The sequence below is a fragment of the Xenophilus azovorans DSM 13620 genome, from assembly GCF_000745855.1.
GTDB lineage: Bacteria > Pseudomonadota > Gammaproteobacteria > Burkholderiales > Burkholderiaceae_C > Xenophilus > Xenophilus azovorans.
This window is the reverse complement of sequence record NZ_JQKD01000006.1, coordinates 137,240-157,742: the sequence shown is the minus strand read 5'-3', so window position 1 is coordinate 157,742 and position 20,503 is coordinate 137,240. Positions and strand designations below refer to the sequence as shown.

Annotated in this window: 14 protein-coding genes; 9 read left to right on the top strand and 5 right to left on the bottom strand. The window is 74.6% G+C overall.

The features are described from left to right. Window positions 1-90 precede the first annotated feature (90 nt). Window positions 91-1,044 (top strand): LysR family transcriptional regulator, encoded by a 954-nt coding sequence (locus tag Q392_RS05020; RefSeq protein WP_425425162.1) that lies wholly within the window; start codon window positions 91-93, stop codon window positions 1,042-1,044. Further along, a complete protein-coding gene (locus Q392_RS05015) occupies window positions 1,041-2,279 on the top strand; it encodes an NAD(P)/FAD-dependent oxidoreductase (RefSeq protein ID WP_038202311.1) in 1,239 nt (412 codons plus the stop codon). Before Q392_RS05020 ends, Q392_RS05015 begins: the two co-directional genes overlap by 4 nt. 11 nt (window positions 2,280-2,290) lie before the next feature. Here the strand turns inward: Q392_RS05015 and Q392_RS05010 are convergent, their stop codons facing one another. Continuing rightward, window positions 2,291-3,439 (bottom strand): septal ring lytic transglycosylase RlpA family protein, encoded by a 1,149-nt coding sequence (locus Q392_RS05010; protein ID WP_038202308.1) that lies wholly within the window; start codon window positions 3,437-3,439, stop codon window positions 2,291-2,293. Beyond that, window positions 3,432-6,371: a bifunctional [glutamate--ammonia ligase]-adenylyl-L-tyrosine phosphorylase/[glutamate--ammonia-ligase] adenylyltransferase gene (gene glnE, locus Q392_RS05005; protein ID WP_038202305.1), complete on the bottom strand. Its 2,940-nt coding sequence runs from the start codon at window positions 6,369-6,371 to the stop codon at window positions 3,432-3,434. The genes Q392_RS05010 and glnE overlap by 8 nt, the downstream gene beginning before the upstream one ends. Window positions 6,372-6,396: 25 nt before the next feature. Between glnE and Q392_RS05000 the strand changes: the two genes are divergently transcribed. Genes Q392_RS05000 through Q392_RS04985 form a run of 4 tightly spaced genes read left to right on the top strand, consistent with a single transcriptional unit; the run spans window position 6,397 to window position 14,163 of the window. Beyond that, a complete protein-coding gene (locus Q392_RS05000) occupies window positions 6,397-10,542 on the top strand; it encodes a YhdP family protein (protein ID WP_084216844.1) in 4,146 nt (1,381 codons plus the stop codon). Further along, the gene (locus tag Q392_RS04995) at window positions 10,539-11,357 is read left to right on the top strand and encodes a carbon-nitrogen hydrolase family protein (protein WP_038202302.1); all 819 of its coding nucleotides are present in this window, start codon (window positions 10,539-10,541) and stop codon (window positions 11,355-11,357) included. The genes Q392_RS05000 and Q392_RS04995 overlap by 4 nt, the downstream gene beginning before the upstream one ends. 7 nt (window positions 11,358-11,364) lie before the next feature. Continuing rightward, window positions 11,365-13,491, top strand: coding sequence for a PAS domain S-box protein (locus tag Q392_RS04990; RefSeq protein ID WP_051952915.1), 2,127 nt, complete (start codon window positions 11,365-11,367; stop codon window positions 13,489-13,491). Between the two features lie 30 nt (window positions 13,492-13,521). Beyond that, the gene (locus Q392_RS04985; RefSeq protein WP_038202299.1) at window positions 13,522-14,163 is read left to right on the top strand and encodes a response regulator transcription factor; all 642 of its coding nucleotides are present in this window, start codon (window positions 13,522-13,524) and stop codon (window positions 14,161-14,163) included. A 27-nt stretch (window positions 14,164-14,190) separates the two neighbouring features. Here Q392_RS04985 and Q392_RS04980 read toward each other — a convergent pair whose 3' ends face one another. Then, window positions 14,191-14,847, bottom strand: coding sequence for a YiaD family glycine zipper/OmpA-like lipoprotein (locus Q392_RS04980; RefSeq protein ID WP_038202296.1), 657 nt, complete (start codon window positions 14,845-14,847; stop codon window positions 14,191-14,193). Window positions 14,848-15,097: 250 nt separating this feature from the next. Then, window positions 15,098-15,226, bottom strand: coding sequence for a hypothetical protein (locus Q392_RS34020; protein WP_281173389.1), 129 nt, complete (start codon window positions 15,224-15,226; stop codon window positions 15,098-15,100). On the opposite strand from Q392_RS34020, the gene mltA reads away from it, so the two are divergent. After that, on the top strand, window positions 15,225-16,406 hold the full coding sequence (mltA, locus tag Q392_RS04975; protein ID WP_038202293.1) for a murein transglycosylase A: 1,182 nt from the start codon (window positions 15,225-15,227) through the stop codon (window positions 16,404-16,406). The genes Q392_RS34020 and mltA overlap by 2 nt on opposite strands. An 81-nt stretch (window positions 16,407-16,487) precedes the next feature. After that, entirely contained in the window at window positions 16,488-18,758 is a 2,271-nt protein-coding gene (locus Q392_RS04970; protein WP_038202278.1) for a PhoX family protein, read from the top strand. 52 nt (window positions 18,759-18,810) lie between these two features. Here the strand turns inward: Q392_RS04970 and Q392_RS04965 are convergent, their stop codons facing one another. Then, entirely contained in the window at window positions 18,811-19,308 is a 498-nt protein-coding gene (locus Q392_RS04965) for an Lrp/AsnC family transcriptional regulator (protein WP_038202275.1), read from the bottom strand. A 145-nt stretch (window positions 19,309-19,453) separates the two neighbouring features. On the opposite strand from Q392_RS04965, the gene Q392_RS04960 reads away from it, so the two are divergent. After that, complete coding sequence (locus Q392_RS04960) at window positions 19,454-20,470, top strand: 1-aminocyclopropane-1-carboxylate deaminase (RefSeq protein WP_038202272.1); 1,017 nt, start codon at window positions 19,454-19,456, stop codon at window positions 20,468-20,470. Window positions 20,471-20,503 lie beyond the last annotated feature (33 nt).

The window sequence follows — 20,503 nt, the reverse complement described above, 5'->3', positions numbered from 1 at the left end:
AAAGAAGAAGTCGACGGGCCCGAAGGTAGACCGCCGATTCATCGGGAAAAAGCCGGTTGAGCCGCATGCGTCTTGAAGTGCCGCTTCATAATGGATCGCATGTCGCCCGAGCTGCTGCCCGCCATCGCCGCCTTCGCGCAGGTGGCGCGGCACGCCAGCTTCACCCGCGCGGCGGCGCAGATGGGCGTGTCGCCCTCGGCGCTCTCGCAGACTGTGCGCACGCTGGAAGCGCGCCTGGGCGTGCGCCTGCTGGACCGCAGCACGCGCCGCGTCGGCCTCACCGAACTCGGCCGCCAGTTCCTCGACGCCGCCGCGCCCGGCCTGGCGCAACTGGCGCAGGCGGTGGAGGGGCTGGACGAGCGGCGCGCCGCGCCGGCCGGCGTGCTGCGGCTGAACCTCTCCGGCGTGGCGGCGCGCGTGCTGCTGCTGCCGCACCTGGCCGACTTCGCCGCCGCGTACCCCGGCATCACGCTCGACCTGCACTGCGACAATCGCCTGCTCGACCTGGTGGCCGGCGGCTTCGACGCCGGCATCCGCCTGGGCGAGAGCCTGGCGCAGGACGTGGTGGCCGTGCCGCTGGGCGGCGCGCAGCGGATGGTGTGCTTCGCCGCGCCGCGCTACCTGCAGGGCCGGCGCCCGCCGCGCACGCCGCAGGAGCTGAAGGACCACGCCTGCGTCAACATCCGCCTCACGGCGGGCGGCCTGTACCGCTGGGAGTTCGCGCAGGCCGGCCGCGTGTTCGAGGTGGCGGTGCAGGGGCCGCTGGTGGCCAACGACAACGGCGTGCTGGTCGCCGCCGTGCGCGCCGGCGCCGGCATCGGCTGCGCCTTCGAGGGCGAGGTGCGGGCCGACTTCGAAGCCGGTACGCTGGTGCCCGTGCTGGAGCGCTGGTGGGCCAGCTTCCCCGGCTTCTACCTCTACCACACCAGCCGCGCGCAGATGCCGCGCAAGCTGCGCGCGTTCATCGACTTCATGCAGCCGCGCCTGCGCGAGGCGCCGCCGCAACGGCCCGCGCGCACCGGGCGCAAAGGAGCATGGCCATGACCTCCCCCGTTATCGTCCTCGGCGCCGGCATGGTCGGCACCTGCACCGCGCTGCATCTGGCGATGCGCGGCCACACGGTGGCGCTGGTCGACCGCCGCGAGCCCGGGCGCGAGACCTCCTACGGCAACGCCGGCATCATCCAGCGCGAGGCCGTCGAGCCCTACGCCTTTCCGCGCAGCATCGCCCGGCTGCTGGGCGTGGCGCTCAAGCGCGGGTCGGACGTCAACTACCACCTGCGCGCGCTGCCGCGCGTGGCCGGCGGGCTGGCGCGCTACTGGCGCCACTCCGGCGCCGCGCACTACCCGGCGATCGCGCAGGCCCATGCGCGCCTGATCGGGCACGCCACCAGCGAGCACGCGCCCCTGATCGCCGCCGCCGGCGCCGAGGACCTGGTCCGCCGCGAGGGCTACCTGCACATCTTCCGCGATGCCGCCGGCCTGGACGCGGCGCTGGCCGAGGCCGAAGCGCTGGCGCGCAGCCACGGGCTGCGCCACGCCGCGCTGGACGGCGACGCGCTGGCCGCCGCCGAGCCCGCGCTGCGCCGCCGCCTGGCCGGTGCGGTCCACTGGCTCGACCCCTGGAGCGTGAGCGACCCGGGCGAGCTGGTGGCGCGCTACGCGGCGCATTTCCAGCGCCTGGGCGGCACGCTGGTGCGCGGCGATGCGGCGACCCTGCGGCCCACCGCCACCGGCTGGCGGGTGCGCACCGACGACGGCCCGCTCGATGCCGAACACGCCGTCGTCGCGCTCGGCCCGTGGGCCGACCTGCTGCTGCGCCCGCTGGGCTACCGCCTGCCGCTGTTCGTCAAGCGCGGCTACCACCGCCACCACGCGGGCACCCCGGGGCCGCGGCTGCCGCTGTACGACGTGGCGCGCGGCCTGGTCATCGCCCCCATGCGGCGCGGCGTGCGCATCACCACCGGCGCCGAGTTCGCGCGTCGCGACGCGCCGGCCACGCCCTGGCAGCTCGGCCGCGCCGAGGCGCATGCGCGCGAGCTGCTCGACCTGGGCGAACCGGTGGAGCCGCAGCCCTGGCTGGGCGGGCGGCCCTGCACGGCCGACATGAAGCCGGTGATCGGCCCGGCGCCGCGCCACCGCGGCCTGTGGTTCAACTTCGGCCACGCGCACCAGGGCTTCACGCTCGGGCCGGTCAGCGGGCGGCTGCTGGCCGAGCTGATCGATGGCGAGGCGCCGCTGGTGGACCCGACGCCCTATTCGGCGCAGCGCTTCCCGTAGCGGGGAGGGGGTTACCGCCGCTCGACGACGATGGGCGCGAGGCGCAGGCCGTCGCGCAACTGCGCCTGCGCGGCGGCGGCTGCCTCGCGGCTGGGGTAGGGCCCGGCCTGCAGCCGGTGCGTGCCGCTTTCGCTGAACACGCGCAACTGCGGTGCCAGCGCCGGCAGCGTGCGGCCGGCCTGCGCCTGCAGGCCCTCGGCGCCGTCGCGCTCGCGGAAGGCGCCGAGCTGCACCCAGAAGCCCGCGGTGGCCGCCGCATCCTGCGGCGCGGGTGCGGCGGCCGGCGCGGCCGGAGTGGGTGGAGGCGTGGCGGCGGACGCCGGCGTCATCGGCGGCAGCTCGTCCACCTGCATGCTGCGAAAGCGCGGCGGCGGCGCGGTGCTGTCGCTGGCGGTGCCGGGCGGGGCAGGCTCCGCCGGCGCCTGGGCGAGCACCAGCGCCTGCGAGCGGTCTGTCGGGGTGGCGGCGACCGGCGCCACCCAGGCCGGCGGCACGGCGACGGCCTGCGCCGGCTCGGCGGCGGCCGGGGCAGGCGAGGGCGCCGCCGCGGCCGAGGCGAACTGCGTGCCGCCGTCGCGCCGCCAGGCGCCGGTGCGGATGTCCTCGTTGGTGAGGCGCTCGATCTCCACCGGCGCCACGCCGCGCAGCAGGTCGAGCTTGAGCGCGGCGGTGTAGCTCAGGTCGATGATGCGGCCGTCGTGGAAGGGGCCGCGGTCGTTCACCCGCACGATCGCCTCGCGGCCGTTGGCCGGGTTGCGCACGCGCACGTAGCTGGGCAGCGGCAGCGTCTTGTGCGCGGCCGTCATGGCGTACATGTCGTAGGGCTCGCCGCTGGCGGTGGAGCGGGCGTGGAAGCCGGTGCCGTACCAGGAGGCCAGGCCACGCTCGCGGAAAGGGCGGTCGTCGGTGATCGGCACGTAGCTGCGCCCGCGCACGCTGTAGGGCTTGCTGGTGCCGCCGCTGGCGCGGACGGCCTCCACGCGCGGCTCGGCGTCGGGCACGCTGGCCAGGTCCGGCGGCGGGGAGGAGGGGGCGCCGTCGCGGCCGATGCGTCCGCCGGGGCCGCTGGCGCAGCCGGCCAGCAGGGCGGCTGCCACCGCCGCGCCCATGCCCCAGGCGCGCAGCGCGCCGGCGTCGCCGCTGCGCGCGGGCTCAGCCAAAGACGGCCTCCCACAGCGCGCGCATGGCCTGCTGTTCCTTCGCCAGCGCCTCGGCCGGCACCTGCGTCGGCTCCTCGTTCAGCCGCGCGCGGTGCTGCACACGGCGCAGCTCGCGGTAGGCGGCGGCCGCGTCGCGGCCCACGCCCGGCGGCAGCAGGCCGGCCTCCTCGGCGCGCAGCAGCAGCGCGATGTTGCCGACGTTGGGGATCAGCTCGCGATGCTCGCGCGCGGCCGACAGCACCAGGAACTGCACCGCGAACTCCGCGTCCACCATGCCGCCGGGGCTGTGCTTGACGTCGAAGCGGCCGGGCTTGACCGGGTGCGCGGCGCGCACCTTCTCGCGCATGGCGACGATCTCGGCGCGCAGCGCGGCCACGTCGCGCGGGGCGGTGATGACGGCCTCGCGCACGGCGTCGAAGCGCTCGGCCAGCGACGTTCCGCCGCCGGGCCGCCCCAAGGCGGAACGCGCCCCCTCGGGGGGAAGCGAATCGCGCGAAGCGGGGAGCGTGGGGGCCACCTCGCCGCCGCCGGGCCGCCCCAAGGCGGCGAGCGCCCCCTCGGGGGGCAGCGAACCATGCGTAGCAGGGAGCGTGGGGGCCAGGTCATCGCCGAGCACGAAGCGCGCGCGCGTCATGGCCTGGTGCTCCCAGGTCCAGGCGGTGTTGCTGCCGCGGCCGAGCTGGTACTTCTCGTAGGCCTCGAAGGTGGTGCTCAGCAGGCCCGAGTTGCCGTTGGGCCGCAGCGCGGTGTCGATCTCGTACAGGTCGCCCTCGGCCGTCTTCACCGTGAGCCAGTTGATGAGCTTGCGCACGAAAGCGGCGTACACGTCGCCGGCCATCTCGTCGTCGTCGTCGTGCACGAAGACGATGTCCAGGTCGCTGCCGTAGCCCAGTTCCTTGCCGCCGAGCTTGCCGTAGCCGATGACGGCCATGCGCGGCGCCTCGCGGTGGCGGCCCCGCAGCAGGGCCCAGCACCAGCGGGCGGTGACGCGCAGCACCGTGTCGGCCAGGGCGCTCAGGTCGTCGGCCACCTGCTCGACGGTCAGGCGCCCGTCCACGTCGCGCGCCAGGGTGCGGAACACCTCGGCATGGTGCGCGCGGCGCAGCAGGCTCAGCAGGGCCTCCTCGTCGGCCTCGCCGGTGCTGCGCAGCGAGGAGCGCCGCGCCTCCAGCTCGGCCTCGAAGTCCTCGGCGACGAAGCGGCCGGCCAGCAGCTCGGCGCCGGCCAGTTCGTCGATCACGCCGGGGTGCTGCATCAGGTAGCGCGCCGGCCAGCGGGCCGCGCCGAGCAGGCGCAGCAGGCGCTCGTGCACACCGGGCCGCTCGACCAGCAGCGCCAGGTAGCTGTCGCGCCGCAGCAGCGGCTCCATCCAGTCGGCCCAGCGCAGGGCGGCGTCGATGCGCGCGGGTGCGGCGTCCGCCGCCTCGTCTTCGCCGTCGGGTGCGCGCAGCCACTGGCCGGTGCGGCGCACCAGCTGGTACAGGCGGGCGCGGGCGTCGTCGCGCAGGGCCTGCACGCGCGGGTTGTCGCACCAGGCGCGGATGCGTTCGGCCAGCGGCGGCGGCAGGTCGGCGAGCAGCTCGCCCAGGTCGGTGGGGGCCGGGGCGCGCGCGCCCTTGCTCCGGCAGTTGCCGTTGCACGGCTTGTCGCCGCCGAGCAGGCGGTCGAACTCCTGCGCCACGAACTCGCGGTGCGCGTCCAGCTCGGTGAGGAAGGCGCAGGTGCCGGGAAAGCCCATGGTGGCGGCGATCCAGGCCAGGTCCTCGTCGGCCACCGGCAGCATGTGGGTCTGCTGGTCGTCCAGGTACTGGATGCGGTGCTCGACCCGGCGCAGGAAGACGTAGGCCGCGGCCAGCGCGTCGGCCGCCTGCTGCGGCATCAGGCCGGCGCGCGCCAGGCGCTGCAGCGCGTCGAGGGTGGGGCGGGTGCGCAGCTCGGGGAACTGGCCGCCGCGCACCACCTGCAGCAACTGCACGGTGAACTCGATCTCGCGGATGCCGCCGCGCGAGAGCTTGACGTCGTTGGCCCGCTCGGGCCGGCCGGCGCTGCGGCGCGCGGCCTGTTCGCGGATCTGCCGGTGCAGGTCGCGCAGGGCGTCGAACACCGCGTAGTCGAGGTACTTGCGGAACACGAAGGGCAGCACCACGCCGCGCAGCGCCTGGGCCGAGCCGTCGGCCACGCAGGCGGCGGGCGCCACCACGCGGCTCTTGAGCCAGGCGAAGCGCTCCCACTCGCGGCCCTGCACCTGCAGGTATTCCTCCAGCGCGTCGAGCGAGACCACGCTGGGGCCGGAGTTGCCGTTGGGCCGCAGCGCCAGGTCGACGCGGAAGACGAAGCCGTGCTCGGTGGTGTCGCCGACCAGCGCGTAGACGCGCTTGACCGCGCGGGCGAAGTACTCCTGGTTGGACAGGCGCCCGCGCCCGTCGGGCAGGCCGGCGGTCTCGCCGTCGTGGTCGTACAGGTAGATCAGATCGATGTCGCTGGAGACGTTGAGCTCGCGCGCGCCCAGCTTGCCCATGCCGACGACCCAGAGCTGCGCACGGCCGGCATCGGGTCCGGGCGCGGCGGGCGCGCCGTGCAGCGCGTCCAGCTCGGCGAAGGCCTCGGCCACGGCGGTGTCGAGCGCGAACTCGGCCAGCTGCGTCACGGCGCGCGTCACGTCGGCCAGCTCGCAGCCGGCGTCGCAGTCCAGCACCACCAGGCGCTCCATGACGAGCTGGCGCACGATGCGCAGCGCGTCGCCCGCCGCGTCGCCGCGCCCGCGCAGGGCGGCGTAGGCGGCTTCCATGTGGGGGCGCAGCGGGGCGCCGGGCGGCAGCAGCGGCAGTTCGGCCGCGTAGCGGCGGCGCAGGCGCTGCACGAAGCGCGAATGGGCGGAGGCGGGCGGCACGGCGGAGGCCGGCGAGGAACCGGCGGGTGGGGCGCCGGTCATAATTTCCGACCCAGCGCGAGCCTCGATGAACGTCACGACGCCTTCCCCTTCACGACTGCTCAGGACGACCGCCCGGATCGCACGCGGACTGCTGTGGTTGCTGATCGCGGCATGGCTGGGGCTGCTGCTGTGCGTGGTCGTCCTACACGGCTGGATTGTGCCGCGAATCGGCGAGTGGCGCGGCGCATTGGAAGCACAGGCCACGCGGGCCATCGGGGTACCGGTGCGCATCGGCGCCATCGAGGCCCGCACCGAGGGCCTGTTCCCCACCATCGAGCTGCGCGACGTGGCGCTGCAGGACGCGCAGCAGCACGACGCGCTGCGGCTGGCGCGCGTGGTGGCGGGCGTGTCGCCGCGCTCGCTGTGGCACCTGAGCTTCGAGCAGCTCTACATCGAGCGCCCCGAGGCGCAGGTGCGGCGCGACGCGCAGGGCCGGCTGCACGTGGCCGGGCTCGACCTGTCGGCCGACGACGGCAGCGCCGGCGGCGAGCGCGCGGCCGACTGGTTCTTCGCGCAGCGCGAGCTGGTGGTCGAGGGCGGCACCGTGCAGTGGACCGACGAGCTGCGCGCCGCGCCGCCCCTGCTGCTGACCGACGTGCGCTTCGTCGCGCGCAACGGCGCGCGCAGCCACCGCCTGCGGCTGGACGCCACGCCGCCGGCCGGCTGGGGCGAGCGCTTCACGCTGATGGGCGTGTTCCGCCAGCCGCTGCTGTCGCTGCGCAGCGGCGACTGGCGGCGCTGGGACGGCGAGTTCTACGCCGAGCTGCCGCGCATCGACGTCACGCGGCTGGGCCGCTACGTCACGCTCGACGCGCGCATCCGCGAGGGCAGCGGCGCGCTGCGTGCCTGGATCGACGTGGAGGACGGCCAGCCCGCCGGCGGCGCGGCCGACCTCGCGCTGGCGCGCGTCGACGCCGTGCTGGGCGAGAAGCTGGAGCCGCTGGTGCTGCGCCAGCTCACCGGCCGGCTGACGGCGCGCAACACGCCGGAGCTGTTCGAGTTCTCCACCCGCGACCTGCAGTTCGCCACCGGCGACGGCGTGCGCTGGCCGGGCGGCAACGTGTGGTTCCGCCGCACGGCCGTCCAGGGCCGCACGCCCGAGAGCGGCGCGTTGCGCGCCGACCGCATCGACCTCGGCGCGCTGGCGCTGATCGCCAACCGCCTGCCGCTGGGCGACGAGATCCGCGGCGTCATCGCCCGCCGCGCGCCGCGCGGGCTGGTGGAGAACATCGACGCCGCCTGGCAGGGCCCGCTGGACGCGCCCGCCACGTACCAGGCCAAGGGGCGCGTGACGGGCCTGAGCCTGGCCTCCAGCGTCGAGGCCACCACGCCCGCCACCCGCATCGCGCAGGCGCGCGCACCGGTGGGCGTGCCCGGCATCCGCGGGCTGGACGCCAGCTTCGACATGACCCAGGCCGGCGGCCGCGCCACGCTCGCCATGGCCTCCGGCGCGCTGGAGTTGCCGGGCGTGTTCGAGGACCCGCTGCTGCCGCTGGACCAGATGAGCGGCACGCTGCAGTGGCAGCGCGAGGGCGAGCGCATCCAGCTCAGCCTGCCCGACCTGCGCTTCGCCAACGCCGACGCCGAGGGCAGCGCGCGCCTGGCCTGGCACACCAGCGACCCGGCGGCCTCGGGCAGCCGCTCGCGCTTCCCCGGCGTGCTGGACCTGCAGGGCCGGCTCAGCCGCGCCGACGGCACGCGCGTGCACCGCTACCTGCCGCTGGACATCCCGCAGGAGGTGCGCCACTACGTGCGCGACGCGGTGAGCAAGGGCCGCGCGAGCGAGGCCGACTTCCGCCTGCGCGGCGACCTGTGGGACATGCCCTTCAAGGACCCGGCCAAGGGCGAGTTCCGCATCGCCGCCAAGGTGCAGGACGTGCAGTACGCCTACGTGCCGCACGAGCAGAACGGCCAGCCCCCGGCCTGGCCGGCGCTGGGCAGCCTGTCGGGCGATCTGGTCTTCGACCGCGCCGGCATGCAGGTGGCCAACGCCCGGGCGCGGCTGGCCGCGGCGCCGGCGGTCGAGCTGCTGCGCGGCGAGGCGCGTATCCCGGACCTGGAGCACGCGGTGCTGTCGGTCGATGCGCAGGCGCGCGGCCCGCTGGGCGACGTGCTGCGCCTGGGCGCGCCGCTGGCCGGCGGCGCGCGCGACTTCCTCGCCGGCCTGCACGCCGAGGGCGGCGGCGACTACCGGCTGAAGCTGGAGCTGCCCATCCAGGCGATGGACCAGGCCAAGGTGCAGGCCCGCGTCGCGCTGGCCGGCAACACGCTGCAGCTGGCGCCCCACACGCCCGCCTTCACCCAGGCGCAGGGCGCGCTGGACTTCACCGAGCGCGGCTTCAGCCTGGGCGGCCTGCAGGCCCGCCTGGCCGGCGGCGAGGTGCGCGTGGAGGGCCAGGGCCGCTGGGACGGCAGCGGCGACGAGCTGGACCTGCGCGCCAGCGGCCGCCTGACGGCCGAGGGCCTGCGCGAGGCGAGCGAGGTGGCCTGGCTGGCGCCGCTGGCGCGCCGCGCCGAGGGCGCCACCGACTACAGCGTCAGCGTCCGCCAGCGCCGCGGCACGCCGGAGTTCAGCGTCGCCAGCGATCTGCGCGGCCTGGCGCTGGACCTGCCCGCGCCGCTGGGCAAGAGCGCCGAGGCGGCGCTGCCGCTGCGCGTGGCGCAGACCGCGCTGCGCCCGGGTGCCGAGGGCGCCGCCGCCGGCGAGCAGCTGGAGGCGACGCTGGGCAGCGTCGCCTCGGCCCGGCTGCTGCGCGACACCGCGGGCGCCGCGCCGCGCCTGACGCGCGGCGCCGTCCACATCGGCGCCGAGGCGGTCGAGGCGGGCGCGCTGCCCCATGCGGGCCTGCTGGCCAACGTGGTGCTCGACCGGCTCGACGTCGACGAATGGCGGCGCCTGCTCTCCGACGGCGCCGGCGCGCTCGACGCGCAGACGCCGGCGGCGCAGGCTTCGGCGCCTGCCGCCACCGCCTGGATGCCCGACCTGGTGGCGATCCGCGCCGGCACCTTCCGCGTGGCCGGCCGCACCCTGCACGACGTGGTGCTCGGCGGCTCGCGCGAGGGCGAGCTCTGGCGCGCCAACATCGACGCGCGCGAGCTCAGCGGCTATGCCGAGTACGGCAGCCAGTCCGCCGGGCGCCTGTACGCGCGGCTGGCCCGGCTGAAGATCGCCCCGAGCGAGGCGCGCGAGGTCGAGACGCTGCTGGACGAGCAGCCCGACGACCTGCCGGCGCTGGACGTGGTGGTCGACGACTTCGAGCTGCTGGGCAAGCGCCTGGGCCGTGCCGAGATCGACGCCGTCAACCGCGGCGGCCGCGAGCGCGAGTGGCGGCTGAACAAGCTGGTGCTGTCCACGCCCGAGGGCGTGTTCAACGCCAAGGGCAGCTGGGCGGCCCCCGCCGGCGCCGGGCCGGGCGCGGCGCGGCGCACGGCGATGGACTTCCAGCTCGACATCCAGGACGCCGGCGCGCTGCTGGAGCGCTTCGGCATGCGCGGCGTGCTGGCGCGCGGGCGCGGGCAGATGAGCGGACAGGTGCAGTGGCGCGGCTCGCCCTTCTCCATCGACTACCCCAGCCTGGGCGGCCAGGTGCACCTGGACGTGGCCTCGGGCCAGTTCCTCAAGGCCGACCCCGGCATCGCCAAGCTGCTGGGCGTGCTCAGTCTGCAGGCGCTGCCGCGGCGGCTGACGCTGGACTTCCGCGACGTGTTCAGCGCCGGCTTCGCTTTCGACTTCATCCGCGGCGACGCGCGCATCGCCAGCGGCACCGCCTCCACCAACAACCTGCAGATGAAGGGCGTCAACGCCGCGGTGCTGATGGACGGGCAGGCCGACATCGTGCGCGAGACGCAGGACCTGCGCGTGGTCGTCGTGCCCGAGATCAATGCCGGCACCGCCGCGCTGGTGGCCACCGCCATCAACCCGGCCGTCGGCCTGGGCGCCTTCCTGGCGCAGATGGTGCTCAGCCGCCCGCTGGCCGTGGCCGCCACGCAGGAGTTCCACATCGACGGCACCTGGGCCGACCCCAAGGTGAACAAGCTGGAGCGGCGCCACCTGCCCGAACTGCCGAAGCTGCCGGCGCTGCCGCACCTGCCCGAGCTGTCCGAATTGCCCAAGTTGCTGCCGCTGCCGCCGGGCGGCAGCACACCCGCCACGAAGGAGACTCCACCATGAAGATCGCTGCCGTGCAGATGGTGTCCGGCGTCTCGCGCGAGGCCAACCTGGCCCGCGCGCACGCCCTGCTGGCCGAGGCCGCCGCCGGCGGCGCCGAGCTGGCCGTGCTGCCCGAGTACTTCTGCCTGATGGGCCACCGCGACAGCGACAAGCTGCCGCTGGCCGAGACGCCGGGCGAGGGCCCGGTGCAGCGCTTCCTGGCCGACGCGGCGCGCGAGCTGGGCCTGTGGATCGTCGGCGGCACGCTGCCGATGCGGGTGGAGGGCGATGCGCAGCACGTCTTCAACACCAGCCTGGCCTTCTCGCCGCAGGGCGAGTGCGCCGCGCGCTACGACAAGATCCACCTCTTCTGCTTCGACAACGGCCGCGAGCGCTACGACGAGGCGCGCGTCATCGCGCCCGGCGCGCGGCCGGTCGTCTTCGAGCTGCCCTCGCGCGACGGCCACCGCTGGCGCGTCGGCATGAGCGTGTGCTACGACCTGCGCTTCCCCGAGCTGTACCGCGCGCTGGCCGGGCAGGGCGCCGACCTGCTGCTGGTGCCCGCCGCCTTCACCCACACCACCGGCAGCGCGCACTGGGAGCTGCTGCTGCGCGCCCGCGCTGTCGAGAACCTGTGCTGGGTCGCCGCGCCCGCACAGGGCGGCACGCACGAGAACGGCCGCCGCACCTGGGGCCAGACGCTGGTGACCGACCCCTGGGGCCAGGTGGTCGCGCAGCGCGCCGAAGGCGAGGGCGTCGTCCTCGCCGACCTCGACATCGCCCGCCTGGCGCAGTGCCGCACGCAACTGCCGGCCCTGGGCCACCGCGTCCTGTGAAAGCGCCGTGAGCGAACCGCCGCAGGCCGCCCTCGACCTCCCCGCCACGCCGCCGGCGCCGTGGCGCCGCACCTTGCGGGCGCTGCGCTCGCTGTGGCGGCGCTGGTTCCTGTGGGTGCTGCTGGCCGTGCTGGTGATGGGGCTGCTGGTCACCGTGGTGTGGCTGGCCGGCCGGCACGAGGTGGAACAGGTGCAGGCGCGGCTGGACCGCGACACCGCCGACGCCGTGGCCGACCTGCGCGCCGGCCTGGCGCGCAACGTGCAAAGCCTGCAGACGCTGCAGGCCGCCCCCCAGGACCCCGCGCAATGGGGCGCGGTCGCCGCCGAGCTGCTGCGCGGGCACCGCGAGTGGCTGCGCATCGAGTGGCGCGACGCCCGGTTCGGCCTGCTGCACGCCGCCGACACGCCCTACCGCCCCGAGGTCTTCGACCCCGCCGAGCGTGTCGAGGCCTCGCCCGACCTGGTGATGGCCTGCACCGCCGCGCGCCGCCAGCGCAGCGCCGCCTATGCGCCCAGCCACTACGTGCCGTTCGTGCAGCCACCGGGCACGGCCGGCGGCCTGGAGGTGATGGACCTGTGCCTGCCGCTCGAATCGGGCGGCTACCTGGTGGCCGCCTACGGCCTGCGCGGCATGCTCGGCGAGATGCTCGGCCCGGCCCTCATGCGCGGCCAGGAGGTCTCGCTGGCCGAGACCGACGGCACCCGCCTGGTGAGCCTGGGCACGGCGCGTCGCGTGGGCAACCGCGTGTTCACCGCGCAGCAGCTGCTGGACCTGCCGGGCAACGCGCTGGTGCTGCGCGTGGACGGCTGGCGCACCGCGCCCGACCTGTTCCCCAACGTGCTGACCGGGCTGGTCACCGCCATGTCCATCGCGCTGGTGTCGGTGCTGGTGCTGCTGGCGCGCGACACGCGCCGGCGCGAGCAGGCCGAGGCCGAACTCTCCGACGCCCTGGCCTTCCGCAAGGCGATGGAGGACTCGGTCATGACCGGCCTGCGCGCGCGCGACCTGCAGGGCCGCATCACCTACGTCAACCCGGCCTTCTGCGAGATGGTGGGCTTCGCGCCGGAGGAGCTGCTGGGCGCCTCGCGCGACGTGCCCTACTGGCCGTCCGAGCTGGCGCACGAGTACTGGCAGCGCCAGCGCCAGCGCCAGGCCAGCGGCGACTTCGCGCGCGAGGGCTTCGAGTCGGTCTTCCAGCGCAAGGACGGCACGCGCTTCCCGGTGCTGATCTTCGAGGCCCCGCTGGTCAACGCGCAGCGCGTGCAGACCGGCTGGATGAGCGCTTTCATCGACATCAGCGAGCAGCGCCGCATCGAGGAGATCTCGCGCGCCAGCCAGGAGCGCCTGCAGGCCAGCGCCCGGCTGGCCGCCGTGGGCGAGATGGCGTCGCTGCTCAGCCACGAACTGACGCAGCCGCTGGCGGCCATCGCCAGCTATGCCACCGGCTCGCTGAACCTGCTGGCCGACCCGGCCGCCGCGCCGGTGCCCGCGCCCGAGCGCGAGGACATCGCCATGGCCGTGCGCCGCATCGCCGAGCAGGCCGACCGCGCCGGCCAGGTGATCCGCAGCGTGCACGACTTCGTGCGCCGCCGCGACCGCACGCGCGAGGCCGTCGCGCCGCGCCTGCTGTTCGACGCGGTTCTGCCGCTGGTGGGCCTGCAGGCGCGCAAGCTCGGTGTGCGCATCGAGCTGGACGTGCCCGCCGACCTGCCCGCCGTGCAGTGCGACCCGACGCTGGTGGAGCAGGTGATCCTCAACCTCGCGCGCAACGGCATGCAGGCCATGGACGGCGCGCCGCCGGGCCAGCGCGTGCTGTGCCTGGCCGCGGCGCGCGTCGGCGGCCCCGTCAGCGCCGGCGCCGCGGCGCGGCGCTGGCTGGCCCTCAGCGTCACCGACCGCGGCAGCGGCATCGACGAGGCCACCGCGGCGCGGCTGTTCACCCCCTTCTTCACCACCCGGCCCGACGGCATGGGCCTGGGCCTGAGCCTGTGCCGCACGGTCGTGGAGCAGCACGGCGGCGAGCTGGTGCACGAGCCGAGCGCGCCGTGCGGCACCGTCTTCCGCTTCACGCTGCCGGTGGCCGGTGCCGCGCCCGCATTGCCGCCCACCGAAACGGCCGCGGCGCCCGGCTGAACCCGCGCGCCGCCACGGAGCTTTTCACGCATGCAACCCCCCATCGATGCCCGGATCTTCATCGTCGACGACGACGCCAGCGTGCGCGAGGCGCTGGCCTGGCTGCTGCGCTCGCGCCGCCTGGACAGCGAGCACTACGCCAGCGCCGAGGCCTTCGAGCAGCGCCTGGCCGACGCCCCCGCCATCGACCAGCCGCGCTGCCTGCTACTGGACGTGCGCATGCCCGGCATCAGCGGGCTGGTGCTGTTCGACCGGCTGGCCGAGCGGCAGCTGCTGGCCGAGATGCCGGTGATCTTCCTGACCGGCCACGCCGACGTGCCGACCGCGGTGGACGCCGTCAAGCGCGGCGCCTTCGACTTCTGCGAGAAGCCCTTCTCGGACAACGCGCTGGTAGACCGCATCGAGCACGCGCTGGCCGCCTCGCAAGAGGCCATCGACGCGCGGCGCGCGCGCCAGTGCATCCAGCGGCGCGTGCAGGAGCTGACCGAGCGCGAGCGCGAGGTGATGCGCCGCGTGGTGGAGGGGCTGCCCAACAAGCTCATCGCCGAGCAGCTGTCGATCAGCGTGCGCACGGTCGAGGTGCACCGCGCGCGCGTGTTCGACAAGATGGAGGTGCGCTCCGCGGTGGAGCTGGCCAACCTCCTGCGCGGGGTGGTGGACGGCGCGGCGTGAAGCGCGCCGCCCGGCGCCCGGCCGCCGTCAGCCCTGCGGCGCGCGCTCGCCCACGTAGATCTCGACGCGCCGGTTCTGCGCGCGGCCGGCGTCGGTGCGGTTGTCGGCCACCGGCTCGTGCGAGCCGCGGCCCTCGATGCGGAAGATCGCCGCGTTCACGCCGCGCGACACCAGGTAGTCGCGCGTGCTGGCGGCGCGGTCCACCGACAGCGGGTTGTTGATCGCGTCGGAGCCGGTGTTGTCGGTGTGGCCGATGATGCGCACCTCCGCCGCCGGGTTGTTGCGCAGGCCGCCGGCGAACTGGTCGAGCACCCCGGCCAGCTGAGGCTTGATGTTGGCGCGGCCGGTGTCGAAGCCCGCATCGCTGGGGATCGCCAGCTTCAGTTCGTTGTTGGCCGTCTGCGAGACCGCGATGCCCGTGCCCTGCGTGGCCTGCTCCATCTGGCGCTTCTGCGCCTCCATGCGCTGCGACCACAGGTAGCCGCCCAGCGCGCCCACGCCGGCGCCGATGGCCGCGCCGGCCGCGGCCGTGCGGCTGTTGCCGGCGGCCGCGCCGATGGCGGCCCCGCCCAGCGCGCCGGCGCCGGCGCCGACGCCCACGTTGCGCTGCGTGTCGGACATGCCCGCGCAGCCGGTCAGCGCGACGGCGAGGGCGGCAGTGCTCAGAACGATCTTGTGATGCATGGTGGTGTGCTCCTTTGCTTGCGGGATGGATGCCGCCGGCGCGGTGGACGCAGCGGCGACAGGAGGCGCAGTGTCGGCCCGCATTCGCGCCGGCATGTGGCGGCGGTGGTATCGAACTGTGAGTTCCGGACCGAACGTGACGTAAATCACCGTAGCACAGGGTGCGCCGCGCGGCGGCCCGCCGGGCGTCCTTGCGCCGCTGCCTCACGCGGGCACGCGCCGCCGTCCGACAGGCGCGGCGGGCAGGCGTTCAGCGCGGCGTCTCGTCGTCCTCGCGCCCCGGCAGTTCGCCGCGCCGGCGGCCGTGGAACATGGTCCACCAGACGATGAGGACGAGCACGGCCAGGGCCGCGAGGGCTTCGAGCAAAATCAGGAGCATGAGATCTGCATTTGCGGCGCGCCTGGCGCCGGCGCTGGCGATCGTAGCAATGCTGGCCGGCTGCGCCCTGGGGCCCTCGAAGCCGCCGCGCGTGCCCGAGCCGCGTTCCATCGACACCGCCCCCGCTCCGCTGCCACCGCTCACCGGCCCGCTGACCCATCCGAAGACGCGCTGGGTGCCGGTGGCCTGGGCCGAGCTGCCCGGCTTCGACGAGGACACCACCAGCGAGGGCTGGGTCGCGCTGCTGGCCAACTGCCAGCGGCCCAACGCCGCCTTCGCGCCGCTGTGCGGCGAGGTGCGGCGCCTGGCCATCGCCAGTCCCGAGGAACAGCGCGCCTTCCTCATGGAGCGGCTGCAGCCCTACCGCGTCGAGGCGCCGGGCGGGCAGAGCGAAGGCCTGCTCACCAGCTACTACGAGCCCGTCTTCGACGCCACGCGCCAGCCGAGCGCGACGCACGCCGTGCCGCTGTACGGCCTGCCGCCGGGCGCCGGGCGCGGCCGCGCCTGGTACACGCGCCAGCAGATCGACACCGACCCGCAGGCCCAGGCCGCCCTGCGCGGACGCGAGATCGCCTGGCTGGCCGACCCGATCGACGCGCTGATGCTGCACATCCAGGGCTCGGGGCGCCTGCGCATCACCGAGCCCGACGGCCGCCAGCGCATCGTGCGGCTGGCCTTCGCCGGCACCAACGAGCAGCCCTACCGCAGCGTGCAGGGCTGGCTGGCGGGGCAGGGCGTCTCGCCCATCGGGCGCTGGCCCGAGGACGTAAAGGCCTGGGCCGTCCAGAACCCGCAGCGCGTGCCGCAGATGCTGTGGAGCAACCCGCGCTACACCTTCTTCCGCGAAGAGCCGCTGGGCGAGGTGGACGCCGCCTTCGGCCCGCGCGGCGCCCAGGGCGTGCCGCTGACGGCCGGCCGCTCCGTGGCGGTGGACCGCGACGCCATCCCCTACGGCACGCCGCTGTGGCTGTGGTCGGCCGGGCCCACCGCGCAGCTGCAGCGCCTGGTGGTGGCGCAGGACACCGGCAGCGCCATCGTCGGCGCCGTGCGGGCAGACTTCTTCGCCGGCACCGGCGCCGAGGCGGGCCGCTTCGCCGCGCGCATGAAGCAGCCGCTGCGGCTGTGGGCGCTGTGGCCGCGCGGGCTGGACCCGTCGGGCACCGCCGTGTCACGCAACTGACATTCGTGTTTCGTGCCCGTGTCATGCGGGCTGCCTACCGTCCCGGGCTGTTCTGACCAGCCCTGACGGAAGGCAAAAACCATGACGGCCCCACGAAGCCTCGGCACCCCCGCCATCGACCCCGATGACATCGGCCACAACCCCACCGACAACCCCGCCAGCCCGCCGCTGGCCGACCTGGTCGCCGCGCGCCTGAGCCGGCGCCGCATGCTGGGCTTCGGCCTGGCCGGCGGCGGCAGCGCGCTGCTGGCCGCCTGCGGTGGAGGCGGCGGGGGCGGCGGCTTCCCGATCCTGCCCGCGCCGGCCCCCAGCCCCGCGCCGGCGCCCGCACCTTCGCCGGCCCCCGCCCCTGCACCGGCGGCCCCGCTGGAGCTGAAGTTCAACCCCGTCGCCAAGAGCCTGGCCGACGTGGTGAGCGTGCCCGCCGGCTACACCGCCACCGTGCTCTACCGCCTGGGCGACCCCATCGCCGCGGGCGTGCCCGCCTACGCCAACGACGGCAGCGACGACCCCGCCACCTACGACCGCCGCGCCGGCGACCACCACGACGGCATGACCTTCTTCGGCCTGGCCAGCGGCGCGTGGAACCCCACGGCCGCCGACCGCGGCCTGCTGGTGATGAACCACGAGGCCATCACGCCGCTGTTCCTGCACCCGGCCGGCCAGACCACCAGCGGCAGCGGCGCGGCGCAGGTGCGCACCGTGGCTGGCGAGGTGCAGCGCGAGTTCTACCTGCACGGCGTGAGCGTGATCGAGGTCGTCAAGGACGGCGCCGGCGCGTGGAGCTACAAGCAGGATTCCGCCTTCAACCGCCGCGTCCACACGCTGACCGAGATGGAATTTTCCGGCCCGGCGGCGAAGTCCGACGCGCTGAAGACGAAGTTCTCGCCCGACGGCAGCAAGACCCGCGGCACCGTCAACAACTGCGCCAACGGCACCACGCCCTGGGGCACCTACCTCACCTGCGAGGAGAACTGGGCCGGCTACTTCCGTCGCATCGCCGCCGACGACACCGGCCGCACCGCGAAGGAGACCGCCTCCTTCGCGCGCTACGGCGTGGCCGGCAACGGGCGCGAGCTGTGGGCCACCGTCACGCCCGACACCGCCGACGGCCTCTACGGCCGCTGGAACACGCAGGCCCTGGGCGCCACCGCCACGGACGACTACCGCAACGGCCACAACACCTACGGCTGGGTGGTCGAGATCGACCCGTTCGACCCGGCCAGCACGCCGAAGAAGCGCACCGCGCTGGGCCGCTTCGGCCACGAGGGCGCCTGCCTCGGCCCGGTCGCCGAAGGCAAGCCGCTGGTCTGGTACATGGGCGACGACTCGCGGGGCGAGTACCTCTACAAGTTCGTGTCGGCCAAGGCCTGGGACCCGGCCGACATCGGCGGCGGCACCGCGGCCGGCGACAAGTACATGGACGAGGGCAGGCTCTACGTCGCGCGCTTCGACGCCGACGGCACCGGCGTGTGGCTGGAGCTGGCGCTGGGCGTCAACGGCATCACCGGCAGCAACGCCGCCTACGCCTTCGCCGACGCGGCCGACGTGGTCGTCAACGCGCGCCTGGCGGCCGACGCGGCCGGCGCCACCAAGATGGACCGCCCCGAGTGGACGGCGGTCAACCCGAAGAACGGCGACGTGTACCTCACGCTGACGAACACCAACGCCTCCTCGCGCCCCATCACCGCCACCGATGCGGCCAACCCGCGCTTCTACGACGACCCCAAGGGGCCGGCGCAGACGGCGCAGAAGGGCAACCCCAACGGCCACATCATCCGCTTCGCGGACGACGGCGGCGACCCGGCGGCCACCACCTTCACCTGGGACGTGTACCTCTTCGGCGCCCGCGCCACCGCGCCGGCGGACGTCAACGTCTCGCAGCTGTCCGACGATAACGACTTCTCCAGCCCCGACGGCATGTGGTTCAGCCACGCCAGCCCCGGCCTGCTGTGGCTGGAGACCGACGACGGCGCCTACACCGACGTGACCAACTGCATGCTGCTGGCCGCGCTGCCCGGCAGCGTCGGCGACGGCGGTCCGCGCACCATCACCAACGTGGACGGCGCCACCACGGCGCAGCAGGACACCTTCGTCGGCCAGGCGCCGGGCGATGCAGGGCTGCGGCGCTTCCTGGTCGGCCCGGCCGACTGCGAGCTGACCGGCATCGCCGAGTCCGGCGACGGCCGCGCGCTGTTCGTCAACATCCAGCACCCGGGCGAGACCACGCCGGTGGCGGACATCGGCGACCCGTCGAAGTTCGGCAGCCACTGGCCCGAGGGCGGCACGGCGCGCCCGCGCTCGGCCACGCTGGTCATCACCAAGGACGACGGCGGCCTGATCGGGCTGTGAACGGCGGCGCCGATGCCCCGGCCCATCCGCCGGGGCATCGGCGCCCATTGCGTCAGATGGGCAGCTGCGTGCTCGACAGCACCTGCTTCAACACCATGAAGGTGCGCACCTGCCGCACCCCCGGCAGGTACAGCAGCTGTTCGGCATGCAGCCGGTTGTAGCTCTCGGCGTCGCGCGTGCGCAGCAGCATGAAGTAGTCGAACTCGCCCGTCACCACGTGGCATTCGAGGCAGCCGGAGACCTTCTGGGCCGCCTTCTCGAAGGCCGCGAAGGACTCGGGCGTGGAGCGGTCGAGCACCACGCCGATCATCACCAGCGTGCCGCAGCCCAGCGCGCGCGGCTCCAGCAGCGCGACGATGCCGCGCACCAGGCCCTGCGCCTTCAGGCGCTCCACCCGCCGCAGGCAGGCCGGCGGGCTGAGGTGCACCTTCGCCGCCAGCGCCACGTTCGAGATCGAGGCATCGCGCTGCAGCTGGCGCAGGATGGCGCGGTCCGTGCGGTCGAGTTCCGTCGGGTTCTGCAATTTTGTTGCGCGATTGCGGTTCTTCATGGGGGTTGCCGGTTGCGATCCGGCCAGATTGGGGGTGTCAGTTTCGCCAGAAGCCCCAAGTTTGCAACCCTGTGAACCGCGCTCCTTCCTACGATTTCGCCCAGGGCAAGGCCATCCCGGCCTGCCGCCACCCGAGATCGCCGCCATGAACCTCCGGAAGTTTCCCCGCCATGCGCTCACCTTCGGCCCCACGCCGATCCACCCGCTGCGGCGCCTGTCCGCCCACCTGGGCGGCGAGGTCCAGCTCTATGCCAAGCGAGAGGACTGCAACAGCGGCCTGGCCTTCGGCGGCAACAAGACCCGCAAGCTCGAGTACCTGATCCCCGACGCCATCGAGGGCGGCTACGACACGCTGGTGTCCATCGGCGGCGTGCAGTCGAACCAGACGCGCCAGGTGGCCGCCGTGGCCGCGCACCTGGGTATGAAGTGCGTGCTGGTGCAGGAGAACTGGGTCAACTACGCCGACGCCGTGTACGACCGCGTGGGCAACATCGAGTTGTCGCGCATCCTGGGCGCCGACGTGCGGCTCGACGCGGCGGGCTTCGACATCGGCATCCGCAGGAGCTGGGAAGAGGCCATGGAGAGCGTGCGCAGCGCCGGCGGCCGGCCCTTCCCGATCCCGGCCGGCTGCTCGGAGCACCCGAAGGGCGGCCTCGGCTTCGTCGGCTTCGCCGAAGAGGTGCGGCAACAGGAGAAGGAACTGGGTTTCCGCTTCGACTACATCGTGGTCTGCTCCGTCACCGGCAGCACGCAGGCCGGCATGGTGGTCGGCTTCGCGGCCGACGGCCGGGCCGACCGCGTGATCGGCATCGACGCCTCGGCCAAGCCGCAGCAGACCTTCGACCAGATCCTGCGCATCGCCAGGCACACGGCCGGGCTGGTGGAACTGGGGCGCGACATCACCGACGAGGACATCGTGCTCGACACCCGCTTCGGCGGCCCCGAGTACGGCCTGCCCAGCGAGGGCACGCTCGAGGCCATCCGCCTGTGTGCGCGCACCGAGGGCATGCTGACCGACCCCGTGTACGAAGGCAAATCCATGCAGGGCATGATCGAGAGGGTGCGCCGCGGCGAATTCCCTGCCGGATCGCGCGTGCTGTACGCGCACCTGGGTGGCGCGCCGGCCCTGAGCGCCTACAGCTACATCTTCCGCAACGGCTGAGATCCGCGCGCGGCGCCCGTCCGCCGGCCTGCC

Bases quoted from the DNA above. Each gene is read 5' to 3' on its own strand.
- Q392_RS04965 (WP_038202275.1), bottom strand. From the start codon at position 19,308: ATGAAGAACCGCAATCGCGCAACAAAATTGCAGAACCCGACGGAACTC.
- Q392_RS04960 (WP_038202272.1), top strand. From the start codon at position 19,454: ATGAACCTCCGGAAGTTTCCCCGCCATGCGCTCACCTTCGGCCCCACG.
- Q392_RS05000 (WP_084216844.1), top strand. From the start codon at position 6,397: ATGAACGTCACGACGCCTTCCCCTTCACGACTGCTCAGGACGACCGCC.
- Q392_RS05020 (WP_425425162.1), top strand. From the start codon at position 91: ATGGATCGCATGTCGCCCGAGCTGCTGCCCGCCATCGCCGCCTTCGCG.
- Q392_RS04980 (WP_038202296.1), bottom strand. From the start codon at position 14,847: ATGCATCACAAGATCGTTCTGAGCACTGCCGCCCTCGCCGTCGCGCTG.
- Q392_RS04970 (WP_038202278.1), top strand. From the start codon at position 16,488: ATGACGGCCCCACGAAGCCTCGGCACCCCCGCCATCGACCCCGATGAC.
- Q392_RS34020 (WP_281173389.1), bottom strand. From the start codon at position 15,226: ATGCTCCTGATTTTGCTCGAAGCCCTCGCGGCCCTGGCCGTGCTCGTC.
- Q392_RS05015 (WP_038202311.1), top strand. From the start codon at position 1,041: ATGACCTCCCCCGTTATCGTCCTCGGCGCCGGCATGGTCGGCACCTGC.
- Q392_RS04985 (WP_038202299.1), top strand. From the start codon at position 13,522: ATGCAACCCCCCATCGATGCCCGGATCTTCATCGTCGACGACGACGCC.
- glnE (WP_038202305.1), bottom strand. From the start codon at position 6,371: ATGACCGGCGCCCCACCCGCCGGTTCCTCGCCGGCCTCCGCCGTGCCG.
- mltA (WP_038202293.1), top strand. From the start codon at position 15,225: ATGAGATCTGCATTTGCGGCGCGCCTGGCGCCGGCGCTGGCGATCGTA.
- Q392_RS04995 (WP_038202302.1), top strand. From the start codon at position 10,539: ATGAAGATCGCTGCCGTGCAGATGGTGTCCGGCGTCTCGCGCGAGGCC.